A 17,023-nucleotide genomic window follows, 5' to 3' on the forward strand; every position below is an offset into this window, starting at 1 on the left:
GACTATACCAATTTTGTGTTTGACAAGTAGTTGGTGATGTTATATACTGTAAACATAATATTTTTATTGGTATCTAAGGACTATACCAATTAATTGAATTTTGAAAGAAAGTAGTAAGGGAACTTACTAAGGTAACTAGAATGTGTGGAATTGTTGGAGTTGTTGGGAACCGTAACGCAACAGATATTTTAATGCAAGGTCTTGAGAAGCTTGAATACCGTGGCTACGATTCAGCAGGTATTTTTGTGGCTAATGACAATCAAACAAACTTAATTAAATCAGTTGGGCGCATCGCGGATTTGCGTGCTAAGATTGGCATAGATGTTGCTGGTTCAACAGGGATTGGTCACACACGTTGGGCAACTCATGGTCAATCAACAGAAGACAATGCCCATCCTCACACGTCACAAACAGGACGTTTTGTCCTTGTTCACAATGGTGTGATCGAAAATTATCTCCACATCAAAACAACGTACTTGGCTGGCCATGATTTCAAGGGTCAAACAGATACTGAGATTGCGGTACATCTAATCGGAAAGTTTGTAGAAGAAGAGCAATTATCAGTGTTAGAAGCCTTTAAAAAAGCTCTAGGAATTATCGAAGGTTCCTATGCCTTTGCCTTAATGGATAGCCAGAATACAGATACTATCTACGTGGCTAAAAACAAGTCTCCATTGTTGATTGGTCTTGGTGAAGGTTACAATATGGTTTGTTCAGATGCTATGGCCATGATTCGTGAAACCAGTGAATTTATGGAAATTCATGATAAGGAGCTGGTTATTTTAACCAAAGATAAGGTAACTGTTACAGACTACGATGGTAAAGAGCTGGCACGAGATTCGTACACTGCTGAATTAGACTTATCTGATATTGGTAAAGGGACTTATCCCTTCTATATGCTAAAAGAAATTGATGAGCAACCAACTGTAATGCGTAAATTAATTTCAACTTATGCAGATGAAATGGGTAACGTGCAAGTTGATCCAGCTATCATTGCCTCTATCCAAGAGGCTGACCGCCTTTATATTTTAGCTGCAGGGACTTCATACCATGCCGGTTTTGCAACTAAAATGATGCTTGAGCAATTGACAGATACGCCAGTTGAGTTAGGAGTGGCTTCTGAATGGGGTTATCACATGCCTCTACTGAGCGAGAAACCAATGTTTATCCTACTAAGCCAATCAGGAGAAACCGCAGATAGTCGTCAAGTTTTAGTAAAGGCAAATGCTATGGGTATTCCGAGTTTGACAGTAACTAACGTTCCAGGATCAACCTTATCACGTGAATCAACATACACCATGTTGATTCATGCTGGACCTGAAATTGCTGTTGCGTCTACAAAAGCTTACACTGCACAAATTGCTGCCCTTGCCTTTTTGGCTAAGGCAGTTGGTGAGGCAAATGGTAAGCAAGAAGCTCTTGACTTTAACTTGGTACATGAGTTGTCATTGGTTGCCCAATCTATCGAGGCGACTTTGTCTGAAAAAGATCTCGTGGCAGAAAAGGTTCAAGCTTTGCTAACTACTACTCGTAATGCTTTTTACATCGGGCGTGGCAATGATTATTACGTTGCGATGGAAGCTGCTTTGAAATTAAAAGAGATTTCTTATATTCAATGCGAAGGCTTTGCGGCTGGTGAATTGAAACATGGAACCATTTCATTAATTGAGGAGGACACGCCAGTAATCGCTTTAATATCGTCTAGTCAGTTGGTTGCCTCTCATACGCGTGGTAATATTCAAGAAGTTGCTGCCCGTGGGGCTCATGTTTTAACAGTTGTGGAAGAAGGGCTTGACCGTGAGGGAGATGACATTATTGTCAATAAGGTTCATCCTTTCCTAGCCCCGATTGCTATGGTCATTCCAACTCAACTGATTGCTTACTACGCTTCATTACAACGTGGACTTGATGTTGATAAGCCACGTAATTTGGCTAAAGCTGTAACAGTAGAATAAATGATTATAATGGATAAGGCAACCATCTGTTAGGTGGTTGCTTTTTGTTTTTAGGAGAATAGCAGAGCTTAGAAAATGGCCTTGAGAAAAGCTATACAAGAAGAATAGTCATCTTCTGATGAGAACGTATTCATCTTGTCAAATCATTGATTCTAAAGTAAAATGGTAACATTAAGAAATGTTTAGGAGTGTAAGATGTCATTACCAAATTGTTTGCAATGCCAGTCTGAATATGTTTACGAAGATGGTCTTTTATTAATCTGTCCAATGTGTGCTTTTGAATGGACACCAGGCGAAGAAGCGACTGAAGAAGAAGGACTTGTTGTTTTAGATAGCAATGGTGTCCGACTGTCTGATGGTGATACCATTACTGTGGTTAAAGATTTGAAAGTAAAAGGCGCTCCAAAAGACCTGAAACAAGGGACTCGTGTTAAAAATATTCGCCTGGTGGAAGGTGATCATAACATTGATTGTAAGATTGATGGGTTTGGCGCGATGAAATTGAAATCAGAATTTGTCAAGAAAATCTAATAATAATACGCAACCAGCTGATCTGGTTGTATTTTTATAAAAAAACCTCTCCCCAAATACGTTCAAATTTGGTATAATAGTAAAATATTCAGTTTTAGGAGGCAACATGACCTATATTCAGCAAGTTTTACCCAGCTTATTAGATGGTGCCTTGGTGACCTTACAAGTATTCTTTATTGTTATCATTCTTTCTATACCCTTAGGGGCTATTTTAGCTTTCTTGATGAAGATTCCCTTTAAACCGCTACAGTGGTTTTTGACCCTATACGTGTGGATGATGCGAGGGACACCATTACTACTTCAATTGATTTTTTTCTATTATGTTTTGCCAAGTGTGGGGATTAGTTTTGATCGAATGCCAGCTGCTATTTTGGCGTTTACTTTGAATTATGCTGCCTACTTTGCTGAAATTTTTAGAGGTGGGATTGAGGCTATTCCAAAAGGTCAATATGAAGCAGCTAAAGTATTAAAGTTAAAACCTCTTCAAACCATTCGTTATATTATTTTGCCTCAAGTGTTTAAAATTGTGTTACCAAGTGTTTTCAATGAAGTCATTAATTTGGTCAAAGATTCTTCCCTTGTCTATGTACTCGGTGTAGGAGATCTTTTATTAGCAAGTAAGACGGCAGCCAATAGGGATGCGACCTTAGCCCCTATGTTTATCGCTGGTCTTATCTATTTGCTTTTAATTGGACTGGTCACGATTATTTCAAAACAAGTTGAAAAACGGTTTAATTATTATCAGTAAGGAGGCTTCATGTTAGAACTCAAAAATATTTCCAAACAGTTTGGTCAAAAAACCATTTTTGATGGCTTTAATCTAACCGTTCAAGACGGAGAAGTGCTCTCTTTGGTAGGCCCATCAGGTGGCGGTAAGACAACACTCTTACGGATGTTGGCTGGTCTTGAATCTATTGATTCAGGTCAAGTCTTTTACAATGGCGAAGATGTTGGTATTGATCATTTGGAAAATCGTAACTTGCTTGGATTTGTTTTCCAAGATTTTCAATTGTTTCCTCATTTTACCGTTTTAGACAACCTAACGCTGTCTCCAACAATTACAATGGGCAAGCAAAAGGCTGACGCTAAAGAAAAGGCTTTGGATTTACTGGCACGTTTAGGATTAAAAGAACATGCCCAAGTTTATCCCTATTCGTTATCTGGAGGTCAAAAACAACGGGTTGCTTTGGCAAGAGCCATGATGATTGCCCCTCAAATTATCGGTTACGATGAACCGACCAGTGCTCTAGATCCTGAATTACGTCAGACGGTAGAAGCCTTGATTGTTCAAAACCGTGAAATGGGAATAACTCAAATTGTAGTCACTCACGATCTTGTTTTTGCCGAAGCCATCTCAGATCGTATTATTAGGGTTAATCCTAAATAGAAGAGGAGCGATATGATGACCATGAGAAGAAGTATAAGAATCGTTTTCTTAGCAGCTATTAGTTTACTGTTAGTAGCTTGCGGAACAGCTAATAAAACCGCAAAATCAGGAGATGCTTGGAAAACATACCAAAAAGAAAAAACCATTACTTTAGGTTTCGACAATACCTTTGTTCCGATGGGGTATAAAGATGAGAGTGGAGACAATAAGGGGTTTGATATCGATTTAGCTAAGGCAGTTTTTAAGCAATATGGCATTACCGTTAATTTTCAAGCTATTAATTGGGATTTGAAAGAAGCCGAGTTAAAAAATGGTAAAATCGATATGATTTGGAATGGCTATTCTATGACGAAGGAACGTCAGGCTAAAGTAGCTTTTACTATTCCTTATATGAAAAATGAGCAAGTGATTGTAGTTAAAAAATCATCTGGAATTACTGACACTTCTGATATGAAAAATAAGGTTCTAGGAGCCCAATCCGGATCGTCTGGTTATGATGCCTTGACAAGACATCATAAAGTCTTAAAAGACTTGGTTAAAGACCAAGATGCGACTCAGTATGAAACGTTTACGCAAGCTTTTATTGATCTGAAAACGAATCGTATTGATGGTTTACTTATTGATAAAGTTTACGCTAACTACTACCTAAAGCAAGAAAATCAGTTAGATGATTACCAACTGGTCTCGACCGGATTTGACAATGAACAGTTTGCTGTAGGGCTTAGAAAAGAAGACAAGACCTTGCAGAAGAAAATTAATGAAGCCTTGAAAAAAATGTATCAAGATGGTGAGTTCCAAGCCATTTCTCAAAAATGGTTTGGAGAAGATGTTGCTACAACTCAAATCCAAAACTAAAAGAGATGATAGTCTCTTTTTGTGTTCCTACAAATGGTCGATTAGAAACTATATGATTGCTTTCTTTGTCAGTCGTATTAGCAAGAAGCCATAAAAGGCAACTGACAAAAACCACTAATCTGGTGATTAGTGGTTTCAGACTGAAGACAAAGTCCTTAGAATCACTTTTCTAGGGGCTTTTCATGATATTTAGGAGTATAATATAAGAAAAAGGACTTGTGAGGTTCTCCTATGTTACACAAAGAAAAACCTGATTATAACCGCAATCAGTACGGTTTCTATACCCTTGACCAGTTAGTGCCTGATGAACATTTCCTGCGCCAAGTGGAAGCTGTGATTGACTTCGACTTCATCTATGACCTAGTAGAAGACACCTATTCGTCTGATAATGGTCGCCCTAGCCTTGATCCTGTCATATTGGTTAAAATCCCTCTGATTCAGTGCTTTTATGGCATTCGTTCCATGCGTCAGACCATCAAGGATATTGAAGTGAATACTGCCTATCGCTGGTTTTTAGGTTTGACTTTGGATGACAAGGTGCCACATGTCACAACCTATGGCAAAAATTATTCCCGTCGCTTTCAAGAAAAAGGCTTGATTGAGTCCATTTTTACGCATATTCTTGGGCTATGTATCAATACAGACCTGATTGACCCGACGGAGATTTTCATAGATGGGACTCATATTAAGGCTGCGGCTAATACTCGCAAGTTCATCAACCGAGAGGTGGAAAAACAAGCCAAGTTCATGAGTGAACAGCTAGAAATCGAAATCAATCGGGATAGGGAGAAGCATGGAAAAAAGCCGCTAGGGCCCGCCAAAGAGCTAGAGCCCGTCGCTAAGAAAATCTCCACAACCGATCCAGAAAGTGGCTGGTTTCACAAAGGTGATCATAAGGAAGTCTTCGCTTATTCTGCTCAGGTGGCTTGTGACAAGTATGGATGGGCGCTTGCTTATAGTGTTGAGGCTGGCAATATCCATGATAGTCAGGCTTTTCCTGAACTTTTTGCCAAGCTTGAACCCTTGAAACCACAGTTTATTATTGCGGATTCCGGCTATAACATTCCTAGCATTGCCAAGTTTCTGATTGATAAGGAGATCACTCCTGTCCTTCCTTACACACGGCCAAGAGGAAAGAAAGACCTTCTACGTCCGAAAGAATTGATTTATGATGAGCACTTTGATTGTGTCATCTGCCCTGAACATCAAGCCTTGACCTACCGCACTACGACCAGAGAAGGCTACCGAGAATACAAAAGTGACCCTGCAATTTGTGCCAATTGTCCCCTGTTATCTGTATGTACGACCAGTAAGAACCACCAAAAAGTTGTCACACGGCATATTTGGAAAGACTATTTGGAACAGTGCGAGGACATTCGTCATCAAAGGGGGATGAAGGAGCTCTACCAGCATCGGAAAGAGACGATTGAACGACTGTTTGGCACAGCCAAGGAATACCACAATCTCCGCTATACGAGAGAGAAAGGCAAGTCCAAAATGGAAGATAAGGTTGGACTGACTTTGGCATGCTTAAATCTCAAAAAACTGGTCAAAAGGATGGCGGGAGAGCCTTTTTATTTTGTTCAGATGAGGTGGTTTAAGCACGGAAACAGCCATTTTTATCTAAAAACACTAAAAAAGACAAACACCAAATCGATGTTTGTCTTCAATCTGAACCACTAATCTGGTGATTAGTGGTTTTTTATCTGTTTATCCTTTTACAATTCGATAATGACGTTTTAGGCGCTGCTCTTGTTGAATAGGAGTGATTTGATGGAAGAGTAGACACCAAACTTCATGACGTCTCCAGATGCTAGTATGGCAATTGCCATTTAACTGGTAGGTCACCAACATCGTTTTTTGACTAATGGATTCAATCTGAAAATGCTTGAAGTTACTTGGATAATAAATTTCTTGGTTCAAAAATTGTTCATAGTTAACTGTTTGGCCATTCGCATCAATCAGTTGGAAAGACTTAGCAATGTAGTGGTCATAGTCAGGAACCTTACTCAAAATTAATTTTTCGTAGCGGTAGAGCTTTTTGGCGACATTATCAAAAATCTCGTCTTCGGGAATCATGGCTGGTTCCACATGGATATCAATATCATAGATAGCGAATTGATCACTGAGTAATTGCTCAACCTGTTCGGTGATGGCGTGACTTTCGTAAACAGAAAGGTCAGGATTCATTTCAAGAACAATGTCAAGGTAAACATTGCTCCCATAGGTTCTACCGCGTTGTGATTTTACAGCAACAATTTTAGGAATTTCTAGAATAGCTTTTTCGTATTTCTTTAAATGACGGCTGTCAAAGCCATCAGATAGGCTAAAAGCATTTTCCATGAAAATATCAAAAGCGGTTTTAAGAATGAAAAAAGTAATAATCAAAGCAGCCAGGCGATCAATAATAGGAAGTTTTAATGAAGCTGCTACAATGGCAACAGAAGTTCCAAGAGAAGTCACTGCATCAGACAGATTGTCTTTGGAGGCAGCAACAAGGGCGCTTGATTTAACACGCTTGGAAAGCCGTTTATTGAAAGTATATACCCCAAGCATAATGAGAGCAGAGAGGATACCAACAATAGCACCGATAGGATCAATCGGTGTCTGCTCACCACTGAAAATACTTTGTATGGTTTGGATAAGGACTTGAAAACCAACAATAAACATAATGAAAGAGGTGATAAGGCTTGAGAGATCCTCAATTTTCCAGTGGCCAAATTTGTGATTGGCATCAGCAGGCTGACTAGCTAGGTGAAGCCCGATGAGAAGAGCTATATTTCCTACAATATCTGATAAATTATTAAAGCCATCAGCAATCAGCGAGCTAGCGTTGAGCAGATAGCCCGCTAATAACTTAGCAATGCTTAGCAACAGATAGGCCATAATGCTGACAATTGGACCTCTTTTGGCCAATTTTAAGTTTTCAATGGGATCTTGTGTCATGGTTACTCCTTTGATATCAATACCGTATTATACCATAAAAACTAGCTGAACTAAAAAGCCTAGCCTCTTTGAAATAGATGAAAGAAGGCTAGGCAGGTTTGGGTGTTACTGATTGAATTGATGCTTGAGAAAGTAATGTTTTGTTTCATGGATGACTACAGGAGATAAGGCTAAAAGGGCGATAAGATTAGGGAGCGCCATTAAACCATTCACGATATCAGCTAAAATCCAAATAAGCTCTAATTTGAGGAATCCACCAAGACCTACCATTAACACAAAAGCAATACGGAAGTAAGTTAGGTGAGTAATACCAAAGAGAAATTCAAAGCAGCGTTCACCATAGTAGCTCCAACCTAAGATTGTTGTAAAAGCAAAAAGAACAAGGGAAAAGGTCAGTCCAAAAGTTCCTAAATTTCCAAAAACTGAAGCAAAGGCAGATTGCGTTAAAGGTGCTCCCTCTAAAGGACCGGTCCATTGCCCAGTGACTAGGATTGACAATCCTGTTAAAGTGCAAATAATAATGGTATCGATAAAGGTTCCTGTCATCGAAATTAATCCTTGTTCAACTGGTTCGTTGGTTTTAGCTGCCGCTGCTGCAATAGGAGCAGAGCCTAGTCCAGATTCATTTGAAAAAACCCCGCGTGCAATCCCTTTTTGGATAGCATCTTTAACCATACTACCTGCAAATCCTCCAATAGCAGCAGTTGGTGTAAAGGCGGATTGGAGCACTAAACGAATAACGGGAACAATGTGCTGATAATGTATGAAAATAACAGCCAAACTTGAAAGAATATAGAAAATAGCCATGAAAGGAACGACTTTTTCAGCCACTTTGGAGATAGAATGGATACCTCCGAAAATAATGGTAGCAACAAATATAGCCAAGATAATACTAACAACCTGTGGTGATAAGCCAAAGCTGTGCCCTAGAGAGGAAGTAATGGAATTGACTTGAGCAAAGGTACCAATGCCAAAGAGGGCTACCAGAATACCTGACCCAGCAAAAAGAATAGCTAACGGTTTCCATTTTTGTCCCATACCGTTAACGATATAGTACATAGGTCCACCAGAAATATGGCCATTGGCATCTCTTGTACGATATTTGATAGCTAATACTCCTTCGGCATATTTAGTCGCCATTCCAAAAAAAGCAGCTACCCACATCCAAAAGAGCGCTCCAGGGCCGCCTGATTTGATAGCAGTGGCGACTCCGACAATATTTCCTGTACCAACGGTAGCGGCAAGTGCGGTTGCAAGGGCAGCAAAGGATGAAATATCTCCGTGACCATCATCATCTGAAAAAATAAGATTAAAAGCTCTTGGTAGTTTTAAGATTTGGATGAGGCCTAAACGACTCGTAAGGTAAATACCAGTACCAACCAGTAAGATTAACAAGGGCGGTCCCCAGACAAAATCATCCATTAGTTTAGCGATTGTAATCATTTGTTTCTCCTAAATTATCGAAGTTGGCAAAAGAAAAAAGCTATCTCTGAGAGACAACTTCTGAAGCAATGATAATATAGCAAACGCAAAAAGACTAAGTGGTGACTTAATGGTTTTTCTATCTTATCTTCTGTCCTTTTGCCTGAGAGATTGAGCAGTTTGCCTTGCCCCTTCGGCGCCTAATAAGGTCTCTCCAGAAGTCCGTCCATCAAACAGTCCCGTCCAATAGGTGGACACCTGAGAGTATAACTCCTTCGGCGAAATAACTTTCTTCTCCTGCATGACATCATTCGGTTTATTAAATTATGTCTATCATACCGGAAAATACGAATGAAGTCAATCAAAATAGAGGAATAATAAGGAATTTTTTGAGAAACCGTTATCATTATGAGCTGCTTATCGCTAAAAAGGGACAAATCTTCTCAGAGGTGTTTGAGATCTCCTTTGCTATTTTACAAAGAAACATGATATAATTTTAGGGTTACTAAAAGAGATGTTAAGGAAAAATTGAGGAGAAAACATGAATCCTTTATTAAATGGAATGAATGATCGACAGGCTCAGGCGGTTCAAACGACCGAAGGTCCTTTACTCATTATGGCAGGAGCGGGATCCGGTAAGACACGGGTTTTAACCCACAGAATGGCTTACCTCATTGATGAAAAATTCGTGAACCCATGGAATATATTAGCCATAACCTTTACCAATAAAGCTGCGCGCGAAATGAAAGAAAGGGCCTTGGCTTTAAATCCAGCTACTAAGGATACGTTGATTGCAACTTTCCACTCCATGTGTGTGAGAATTCTGCGTCGTGAGGCTGATCATATTGGTTACAATCGAAACTTCACAATCGTGGATCCAGGTGAGCAACGAACCTTGATGAAACGCATTTTGAAGCAACTTAATCTGGACCCTAAAAAGTGGAATGAACGTTCTATTTTAGGAACTATTTCAAATGCTAAAAATGATTTACTTGATGAGAAGGGATACGAGGCGCAGGCTGCTGATATGTATAGTCAAATAGTAGCGAGATGTTACAAAGCTTATCAGGAAGAATTACGTCGTAGTGAAGCATTGGACTTTGATGATTTAATCATGATGACTCTACGCCTTTTTGATAGTAATCCTGACGTATTAGCTTATTACCAGCAGCGCTACCAATACATTCACGTGGACGAGTATCAAGATACCAACCATGCCCAATATCAATTAGTCAAGTTGCTAGCCTCTCGCTTTAAAAACATTTGCGTTGTTGGAGATGCTGATCAGTCTATCTATGGTTGGCGGGGAGCTGACATGCAAAATATTCTTGATTTTGAAAAAGATTACCCAGATGCTAAGGTAGTGCTTTTAGAAGAAAACTATCGCTCTACCAAGAAAATTCTGCAAGCAGCTAACGACGTGATTAACAATAACCGTAATCGCCGTCCTAAGAAACTTTGGACACAAAATGCAGACGGGGAACAACTGGTTTATTATAGGGCAAATGATGAGCGAGATGAGGCAGTATTTGTCGCTTCTACCATTAGCAACATGGCTCATGAAATCGGGAAAAATTTCAAAGATTTCGCTGTTTTATATCGTACCAATGCCCAATCCCGTACGATTGAAGAAGCGCTCTTAAAATCCAACATTCCTTACACCATGGTTGGCGGAACTAAGTTCTATAGCCGTAAAGAAATTCGCGACTTAATTGCCTACTTAACGATTGTCGCTAACCCAGCTGATAATATTTCCTTTGAGCGGATTGTGAATGAGCCTAAACGAGGTGTTGGTCCAGGAACGCTTGATAAACTGCGTCAGTTTGCCTATGAGAGTGACCAGTCTTTATTAGAAGCAGCTTCAAATCTATTGATGTCCCCCTTGAAAGGTAAAGCAGCACAAGCTATCATGGACTTGGCCAATATTCTCGGTCAGCTACGTCAAGACCTAGATCAGATGAGTATCACCGACTTAGCAGAAGCTTTGTTAGAAAAAACAGGCTATTTAGATAGCTTACGCCTGCAAAATACATTGGAAAGCCAAGCCCGTATCGAAAATATCGAAGAATTCTTATCTGTTACCAAAAATTTTGACGAGTCAAGTGCCTCTCAAGAAGAAGACGAAACCGGTGTTGATTGCTTGGGACGTTTTTTAAATGATTTAGCACTGATTGCTGATACAGATGATTCCCAAACAGAAGCTGCTGAAGTAACCTTAATGACCCTACATGCTGCCAAAGGTTTGGAGTTCCCTGTTGTTTTCTTAATTGGTATGGAAGAAGGTGTCTTCCCCTTATCACGGGCTTCGGAAGATCCTGATGAATTAGAGGAAGAAAGACGCTTGGCCTATGTGGGGATAACAAGGGCAGAAGAAGTTCTCATTATGACTAATGCAAATACCAGAACTCTCTTTGGTAAAAGTAGTTATAACCGTCCAACACGGTTCTTAAACGAAATTTCAGAAGAATTACTCTCTTATCAAGGATTGGCAAGACCAGCACAATCTTCATTTGGCGTGCGTTTCTCTACTGACAAACACACACAGTTTGGACAGGGGATGAGTCTATCAGAAGCCCTGCAAGCTCGAAAGGCTCAGGCTCAAGTAAGACAATCACCACAGCCAACGCAGGCGCGTACGATATCATCAGCTTCAACTACCTCAGGTTTACCGTTTGGTTCTAATCGCTCTTTAGAAGAGGTCACTTGGCAGATAGGCGATATCGCTCACCATAAAAAATGGGGAGATGGGACTGTGCTGGAGGTTTCAGGATCTGGAAAAACGATGGAATTGAAAATCAAATTCCCAGAAGTTGGGTTAAAGAAATTACTAGCAAGTGTTGCTCCTATTGAGAAAAAATAAGAAAATGAGTTTCCTACTATATAAGTGCGTAGGGAGCTTGTTTTTTTATTTTCTTTATAAGAGACGTTCTCAAATAAAAGTTAAAAAAAATTTAAGTTTCAGGAGCATATCAGTTGCATTTCACATCTAAAGGTGTATAATAACAATATAAATTAAATAACGAGTGGTCACTTTACAAAAACTATGTTATAAAGGATTTGTATTTGTTTTATAAGTATCTTTATTCTGACGAATAAAAGAACTAACACTTCATAATTTGGTTTATATAGTCACTTGAAAAGTGATTATTGTTGACAATCACTCGAAGCATGATTACGGTCATGTTTCATTGGACAATAGATACGGGAGTATCTGAAAAGGAGAATTATTATGGGACTTATTTGGACATTACTCGTTGGTGCACTTATTGGTGTTATTGCTGGAGCTCTTACTAAAAGAGGTGGATCAATGGGCTGGATTGCTAACATTGCAGCTGGTTTAATTGGTTCTTACGTTGGTCAAGCCCTACTTGGTACATGGGGACCTTCATTAGCTGGTATGGCTTTGATTCCATCTATCATTGGTGCAGTTATCGTCGTGATTATCACTTCTTTTGTACTAAGTAAAACTAACAACTAGTTCCTCTACTTTACTTGTAAATAATGACAATAAAGTCGATTAAGTAGGAAAGAGGTTCGTATGTCAAAATTTTTAAAAATAACATATAGTCTCATCGGCCTCGTCCTATTATCCATCCTCGGATGGGTAATAGGGACGACCGGAGATTATGTTAGCTTACCTTATAGCTATCGCTGGTTAAGTTGGGACATTGATAGACTTCCCAATTTCCTAGATCCAGCTTTATACTATTATTATTTCTGGGCGGCGATTGTGATGTTTGTGCTCGTCTTAATCATCCTTTTAGCCGTTATTTTTTACCCTCGTACTTATACTGAAATTCAATTGCGTAACAAGAATGGAAAACTCTTGTTGAAAAAATCTGCTATTGAAAATTATGTTGCAACTGCTATTAAAGTAGCGGGGCTCATGCCTAATCCTAACGTTAATGCTAAACTCTATAAGCGTAAATTTAAAATTGATGTTAGCGGGCAATTAGCGTCACGAGTAGGCGTAACTGACCAAGTTAACGGGATTAAAGAAGGTATTGAGACAGGTTTGAAAGAATTCTTTGGACTTGATCGCTCGGTCAATTTCAAGGTTTATGTGAAAGAAATTGCTGATTCTGACCGCAAGCGTGTTGCAAGGAAACGTGTAGAATAGGAGATGTCTGATGGAATTTTATGAAAGATTCAAGTATCCCATTATTGGGGGGCTGGTAGGGTTAATCATTGCCATATTGCTCATGTCTTTTGGCCTATTTAAAACACTGCTAGCAATCATTTTTATTCTCTTAGGAGTATATGGCGGCCTGTATGCCAAGAAAACGGGAATCATCGATCAATTTCTTGGTCGTAAGTAAATAATCAACAAAGGAGATATATCATGACTGAAACATATATTAAGAATACAACTAAAGATTTAGCACCGTCTATTCGTGGTGAATTGACTTATGAAGACAAAGTAATTGAAAAAATTGTCGGTTTGGCTCTTGAAAACGTTGATGGTTTACTAGGTGTTAACGGTGGCTTCTTAGCTAATTTAAAAGATAAATTGGTTAATACAGAATCTGTTCGTGACGGCGTGAATGTTGAAGTTGGTAAAAAACAAGTTGCCGTTGATTTGGATATTGTGGCAGAGTACCAAAAACATGTTCCAACTATTTATGACGCTATTAAATCTATCGTTGAAAAAGAAGTTAAGAAAATGACAGATTTGGACGTTATTGAAGTTAACGTCAAGGTAGTTGATATTAAAACAAAAGCACAATTTGATGCTGAAAAAGTAAGTTTACAGGATAAAGTGACTGATATGGCACGTTCAACCTCTGAATTTACAAGTCACCAAGTTGAAAATGTGAAAACATCAGTTGGGGCAGGAGTTGAAAAACTTCAAGATCAACAAGCTGAACCACGTGTTCAGTAATAGTAATACTTGAACGAAATACTTTGAAGGAGGATTTGCTATGTCAGATGAAAAATGGAATGCAAAATTGGACCAAGCTGGTGGTAAACTAAAAGAAGGTCTTGGTAAAGTTTCTGGAGATAAATCTTTGGAGACCGAGGGCAAGGTTGACCAGGTAGCTGGAAAAGTGAAAGAAGTCGCGGCAGATGCCAAAGATTCCTTGAAAGGGCTCAAGAAGGGCTTAGACGATAACAAATAGACAACAAATAACAATAAAGGAGACACGATGGAAACAAATCAGATTAAAAGTACACTTACCTATGACGACAAAGTGATTGAAAAAATTGTCGGCCATGCCTTAGAAAATGTCGGCGGTTTGCTGGCTGTGACAGGTGGATTTTTCTCAAATATCAAAAATAATTTGGTGAATTCTGATTCTGTTACAGACGGTGTTTCGGTTGAGGTTGGAACTAAGGAAGTTGCCGTAGATCTCGCCATTGTCGTAGAATATGGCAAAGACATCCCAGCTATTGTTGAATCTATCAAAGCTATTGTTGCCCAAAACGTAGCTAGCATGACACATCTTAAGGTTATTGAAGTAAATGTGAATGTTGTTGATATTCGTACCAAAGCTGAGCATGAGGAAGCTAGTGTTACCGTTCAAGATCGTGTGACTAGTGCCGCTTCGTCGACCTCACAATTTGTATCAGAACAAGCTGGGAAACTAAAAGATACTGTTTCTAATACTGTTAATAGTGATGAAGCAGCTAAATAAGTAAAAACTTGCATAGTAAAATTGCTAAGTGTTGACGTTATGGGGCTGGTTATCGACCAGCTCTTTTTGTCACGATAGTAAAATGATGATTGTTTTATAAGGAGAAATGTGTTTTAATTAATAGGAACATGAAAGAATGTTAAGTTAAGGAGTATAACGATGCCAAACCGTAAAAAGGAGATAAAAAGCTCAAAGTATCAAAAAATTGCTATTTCAGTAGCTGAACGTATCGCAAATGGAGAATATGAAGTAGGAGAAAAATTAAAGTCAAGAACGACAATAGCATCGACTTTTAATGTATCTCCGGAAACGGCTCGCAAAGGGCTAAATATCTTAGCAGACTTAAAGATTCTTACCTTAAAGCATGGGAGTGGAGCTATTGTCTTATCAAAAGAAAAAGCTATTGATTTTATTAATCAGTATGAGTCAACACATTCCATCGCTATGATCAAAGAGAAGATTCGAGACACTATTCGTGAGCAAGAGAGAGCTATGGAACAAATGGCTATCTTGGTTAATGATTTCTTAATGCAAAGTCAATCCATTAGTAAGCAGTATCCGCTAGCGCCTTATGAGATTATTTGTAACAATGACTCAGAACACTTTGGAAAATCCATTGGTGCCCTCAATATTTGGCATCAGACAGGTGCAACTATTGTTGCTATTGAACACAATGGTACTTTTGTTATTTCACCTGGCCCTTATTCAGTTATCGAAAAAGGGGATCATATTTATTTTGTAGGAGATGAGTCAGTGATTTCACGAATGAAGACCTTCTTCAATTTACGAAAAGGCTTATGAGTTTGAGGATATCCTCAAACTTTTTTGGTTTTTAGACATGAAAAAAGCATCATCTATCTTACTCAAACTTGTGATGTCACACATACATGAGGAAAGAAAAGATTCGGATGCTTTTTTTAGGATGGTAGTGAATCAAGAGCAACTGTTTTGAGAATAATATCAGTAACATCTTGAGGAGATTCCTGATAGCCGTTATTAATCCAGTAGGTAATAATGCTTTCAATACTTGCTAAATAAACTTCTAAGGCATAAGGGTAAGGAATATGATATTGATTCACAACAATGGTCTGGAACTCCTCGATAGTGGTCAAAAATTGATAACAGAAATCTTTAATCAATTGAGGAAAATTTAAATAAGACGTTGTTGCTAGTGCAGTTACAAACTCTCGATGCAAGAGAAGGTAAGATAAAGTCTGTATCAGAACGGCTCTTGTATCGGTATAAATGGCTGTTTGGTTTAACAGACAATACAAGTCATCTAAGGTCTCGTTTTTCAACTGATTCATCATGTCAAATTTATCTTTGTAATGAAGGTAAAAAGTGCCACGGTTAATACCAGCCTTTTGAGTAAGGTCAGAAACCGTGATGTCTTCGAAATGTTTTTCAGCTAGTAAAGCCGTGAGTGCAGCTTTTAAATAAGTTTTGGTTTCAGTTTTTCTTTGTGTCATATAGAAGAGCTCCTTAAATCAACAGTTGCTTAGGATTTGTCCTTGTTAAATAGTTGAGGCCATTATATAATAAGTTTGTACTTAAATCAACACTATGTTCATATAAAGGAGAGAACCTCATGGCATTCATTGAAATGAAAAAAGTGTCAAAATCCTATAGGGTTGGAGAATCCCTTGTACATGCTAATCGTGACGTTTCTTTTGATATTAACCAAGGGGAATTAGTGGTCATCCTAGGAGCATCTGGTGCAGGTAAGTCCACAGTGTTAAACATCTTAGGAGGAATGGATACTGCAGATGCTGGTCATGTTTTCATCGATGGTAAGGACATTGTAAGTTATAACTCTCGTGCCTTGACAGATTATCGCCGTAATGATATTGGTTTTGTTTTTCAATTTTACAATTTGGTCCCTAATTTAACAGCCAAAGAAAATGTAGAGTTGGCTGTTGATATTGTATCGGATGCTTTAGATCCTGTAACGATGTTAAAGGAAGTTGGACTTGGTCATCGCCTAAATCATTTTCCAGCACAGTTATCAGGAGGAGAGCAGCAGCGCGTTTCTATTGCGCGAGCTCTAGCCAAAAATCCTAAGTTGTTACTTTGTGATGAACCAACAGGTGCCTTGGATTATCAGACTGGAAAACAAATTCTAAACCTTTTGCAACAGATGGCACATAATAAGGGAACTACTGTTCTTATTGTCACTCATAATGCTGCGATTTCTCCCATTGCTAATCGTGTAATCCATCTTCATGATGCACAGGTTACTAAGATCACTGTCAATGAAGTACCTGCTAGCATTGACACGATTGATTATTAAG

Annotated in this window: 17 protein-coding genes, 1 pseudogene and 1 riboswitch; of the genes and pseudogenes, 15 read left to right on the forward strand and 3 right to left on the reverse strand. The window is 38.8% G+C overall.

What is annotated here, in order from left to right:
- Nucleotides 1-140: 140 nt before the first annotated feature.
- The 6 genes and pseudogenes from glmS (at nucleotide 141) to FQT67_RS04915 (ending at nucleotide 6,419) form a co-directional block, all read left to right on the forward strand.
- Nucleotides 141-1,955 (forward strand): glutamine--fructose-6-phosphate transaminase (isomerizing), encoded by a 1,815-nt coding sequence (glmS, locus tag FQT67_RS04890; RefSeq protein ID WP_046177574.1) that lies wholly within the window; start codon nucleotides 141-143, stop codon nucleotides 1,953-1,955.
- A 195-nt stretch (nucleotides 1,956-2,150) separates the two neighbouring features.
- A complete protein-coding gene (locus FQT67_RS04895; protein ID WP_002989626.1) occupies nucleotides 2,151-2,486 on the forward strand; it encodes a zinc ribbon domain-containing protein YjdM in 336 nt (111 codons plus the stop codon).
- A gap of 106 nt (nucleotides 2,487-2,592) precedes the next feature.
- Nucleotides 2,593-3,234 (forward strand): amino acid ABC transporter permease, encoded by a 642-nt coding sequence (locus FQT67_RS04900; RefSeq protein ID WP_002992417.1) that lies wholly within the window; start codon nucleotides 2,593-2,595, stop codon nucleotides 3,232-3,234.
- 9 nt (nucleotides 3,235-3,243) lie between these two features.
- Nucleotides 3,244-3,873 (forward strand): amino acid ABC transporter ATP-binding protein, encoded by a 630-nt coding sequence (locus FQT67_RS04905; RefSeq protein WP_014407625.1) that lies wholly within the window; start codon nucleotides 3,244-3,246, stop codon nucleotides 3,871-3,873.
- Between the two features lie 12 nt (nucleotides 3,874-3,885).
- Nucleotides 3,886-4,728 carry an amino acid ABC transporter substrate-binding protein gene (locus FQT67_RS04910; RefSeq protein ID WP_012767004.1) on the forward strand — a complete coding sequence of 281 codons (843 nt, stop codon included), beginning with the start codon at nucleotides 3,886-3,888 and terminating at the stop codon, nucleotides 4,726-4,728.
- Nucleotides 4,729-4,959: 231 nt separating this feature from the next.
- Nucleotides 4,960-6,419 (forward strand): annotated as a pseudogene (locus tag FQT67_RS04915) (IS1182 family transposase).
- A 19-nt stretch (nucleotides 6,420-6,438) separates the two neighbouring features.
- Here FQT67_RS04915 and FQT67_RS04920 read toward each other — a convergent pair.
- Nucleotides 6,439-7,674, reverse strand: coding sequence for a cation diffusion facilitator family transporter (locus tag FQT67_RS04920; protein ID WP_003057743.1), 1,236 nt, complete (start codon nucleotides 7,672-7,674; stop codon nucleotides 6,439-6,441).
- A gap of 105 nt (nucleotides 7,675-7,779) precedes the next feature.
- The gene (locus FQT67_RS04925; RefSeq protein ID WP_046177290.1) at nucleotides 7,780-9,117 is read right to left on the reverse strand and encodes a sodium:alanine symporter family protein; all 1,338 of its coding nucleotides are present in this window, start codon (nucleotides 9,115-9,117) and stop codon (nucleotides 7,780-7,782) included.
- 120 nt (nucleotides 9,118-9,237) lie between these two features.
- Nucleotides 9,238-9,324, reverse strand: a riboswitch (glycine riboswitch).
- A gap of 313 nt (nucleotides 9,325-9,637) precedes the next feature.
- Between FQT67_RS04925 and pcrA the strand changes: the two genes are divergently transcribed.
- From pcrA to FQT67_RS04965, 8 genes are all read left to right on the forward strand, one after another.
- Nucleotides 9,638-11,956: a DNA helicase PcrA gene (pcrA, locus tag FQT67_RS04930; protein WP_046177289.1), complete on the forward strand. Its 2,319-nt coding sequence runs from the start codon at nucleotides 9,638-9,640 to the stop codon at nucleotides 11,954-11,956.
- A gap of 369 nt (nucleotides 11,957-12,325) precedes the next feature.
- The gene (locus FQT67_RS04935) at nucleotides 12,326-12,574 is read left to right on the forward strand and encodes a GlsB/YeaQ/YmgE family stress response membrane protein (protein WP_003050991.1); all 249 of its coding nucleotides are present in this window, start codon (nucleotides 12,326-12,328) and stop codon (nucleotides 12,572-12,574) included.
- A 60-nt stretch (nucleotides 12,575-12,634) separates the two neighbouring features.
- A complete protein-coding gene (gene amaP / locus FQT67_RS04940; RefSeq protein ID WP_046177288.1) occupies nucleotides 12,635-13,216 on the forward strand; it encodes an alkaline shock response membrane anchor protein AmaP in 582 nt (193 codons plus the stop codon).
- A 10-nt stretch (nucleotides 13,217-13,226) separates the two neighbouring features.
- The gene (locus FQT67_RS04945; protein WP_003050987.1) at nucleotides 13,227-13,415 is read left to right on the forward strand and encodes a DUF2273 domain-containing protein; all 189 of its coding nucleotides are present in this window, start codon (nucleotides 13,227-13,229) and stop codon (nucleotides 13,413-13,415) included.
- 23 nt (nucleotides 13,416-13,438) lie between these two features.
- Nucleotides 13,439-13,978 (forward strand): Asp23/Gls24 family envelope stress response protein, encoded by a 540-nt coding sequence (locus tag FQT67_RS04950; protein WP_003057774.1) that lies wholly within the window; start codon nucleotides 13,439-13,441, stop codon nucleotides 13,976-13,978.
- A gap of 40 nt (nucleotides 13,979-14,018) precedes the next feature.
- A complete protein-coding gene (locus tag FQT67_RS04955) occupies nucleotides 14,019-14,216 on the forward strand; it encodes a CsbD family protein (RefSeq protein ID WP_003050983.1) in 198 nt (65 codons plus the stop codon).
- A gap of 27 nt (nucleotides 14,217-14,243) precedes the next feature.
- Nucleotides 14,244-14,732, forward strand: a complete 489-nt coding sequence (locus FQT67_RS04960; RefSeq protein ID WP_003057762.1) for an Asp23/Gls24 family envelope stress response protein — start codon at nucleotides 14,244-14,246, stop codon at nucleotides 14,730-14,732.
- Between the two features lie 159 nt (nucleotides 14,733-14,891).
- Nucleotides 14,892-15,533: a TrkA C-terminal domain-containing protein gene (locus FQT67_RS04965; protein ID WP_003057737.1), complete on the forward strand. Its 642-nt coding sequence runs from the start codon at nucleotides 14,892-14,894 to the stop codon at nucleotides 15,531-15,533.
- A 116-nt stretch (nucleotides 15,534-15,649) separates the two neighbouring features.
- On the opposite strand, the gene FQT67_RS04970 is transcribed toward FQT67_RS04965, so the two are convergent.
- Nucleotides 15,650-16,201, reverse strand: coding sequence for a TetR/AcrR family transcriptional regulator (locus FQT67_RS04970; protein WP_003060276.1), 552 nt, complete (start codon nucleotides 16,199-16,201; stop codon nucleotides 15,650-15,652).
- Nucleotides 16,202-16,320: 119 nt separating this feature from the next.
- Here FQT67_RS04970 and FQT67_RS04975 point away from each other — a divergent pair, with 119 nt between their 5' ends.
- Nucleotides 16,321-17,022, forward strand: a complete 702-nt coding sequence (locus FQT67_RS04975; protein WP_046177287.1) for an ABC transporter ATP-binding protein — start codon at nucleotides 16,321-16,323, stop codon at nucleotides 17,020-17,022.
- The last annotated feature ends 1 nt before the right edge of the window (nucleotide 17,023 follow it).

The sequence above is a fragment of the Streptococcus sp. NCTC 11567 genome (assembly GCF_902141215.1).
GTDB classification, from domain to species: domain Bacteria; phylum Bacillota; class Bacilli; order Lactobacillales; family Streptococcaceae; genus Streptococcus; species Streptococcus dysgalactiae.

What these genes read in the sequence shown, in the direction of transcription:
- glmS (WP_046177574.1), top strand. Translation starts at nt 141, where the DNA reads ATGTGTGGAATTGTTGGAGTTGTTGGGAACCGTAACGCAACAGATATT.
- FQT67_RS04895 (WP_002989626.1), top strand. Translation starts at nt 2,151, where the DNA reads ATGTCATTACCAAATTGTTTGCAATGCCAGTCTGAATATGTTTACGAA.
- FQT67_RS04900 (WP_002992417.1), top strand. Translation starts at nt 2,593, where the DNA reads ATGACCTATATTCAGCAAGTTTTACCCAGCTTATTAGATGGTGCCTTG.
- FQT67_RS04905 (WP_014407625.1), top strand. Translation starts at nt 3,244, where the DNA reads ATGTTAGAACTCAAAAATATTTCCAAACAGTTTGGTCAAAAAACCATT.
- FQT67_RS04910 (WP_012767004.1), top strand. Translation starts at nt 3,886, where the DNA reads ATGATGACCATGAGAAGAAGTATAAGAATCGTTTTCTTAGCAGCTATT.
- FQT67_RS04920 (WP_003057743.1), bottom strand. Translation starts at nt 7,674, where the DNA reads ATGACACAAGATCCCATTGAAAACTTAAAATTGGCCAAAAGAGGTCCA.
- FQT67_RS04925 (WP_046177290.1), bottom strand. Translation starts at nt 9,117, where the DNA reads ATGATTACAATCGCTAAACTAATGGATGATTTTGTCTGGGGACCGCCC.
- pcrA (WP_046177289.1), top strand. Translation starts at nt 9,638, where the DNA reads ATGAATCCTTTATTAAATGGAATGAATGATCGACAGGCTCAGGCGGTT.
- FQT67_RS04935 (WP_003050991.1), top strand. Translation starts at nt 12,326, where the DNA reads ATGGGACTTATTTGGACATTACTCGTTGGTGCACTTATTGGTGTTATT.
- amaP (WP_046177288.1), top strand. Translation starts at nt 12,635, where the DNA reads ATGTCAAAATTTTTAAAAATAACATATAGTCTCATCGGCCTCGTCCTA.
- FQT67_RS04945 (WP_003050987.1), top strand. Translation starts at nt 13,227, where the DNA reads ATGGAATTTTATGAAAGATTCAAGTATCCCATTATTGGGGGGCTGGTA.
- FQT67_RS04950 (WP_003057774.1), top strand. Translation starts at nt 13,439, where the DNA reads ATGACTGAAACATATATTAAGAATACAACTAAAGATTTAGCACCGTCT.
- FQT67_RS04955 (WP_003050983.1), top strand. Translation starts at nt 14,019, where the DNA reads ATGTCAGATGAAAAATGGAATGCAAAATTGGACCAAGCTGGTGGTAAA.
- FQT67_RS04960 (WP_003057762.1), top strand. Translation starts at nt 14,244, where the DNA reads ATGGAAACAAATCAGATTAAAAGTACACTTACCTATGACGACAAAGTG.
- FQT67_RS04965 (WP_003057737.1), top strand. Translation starts at nt 14,892, where the DNA reads ATGCCAAACCGTAAAAAGGAGATAAAAAGCTCAAAGTATCAAAAAATT.
- FQT67_RS04970 (WP_003060276.1), bottom strand. Translation starts at nt 16,201, where the DNA reads ATGACACAAAGAAAAACTGAAACCAAAACTTATTTAAAAGCTGCACTC.
- FQT67_RS04975 (WP_046177287.1), top strand. Translation starts at nt 16,321, where the DNA reads ATGGCATTCATTGAAATGAAAAAAGTGTCAAAATCCTATAGGGTTGGA.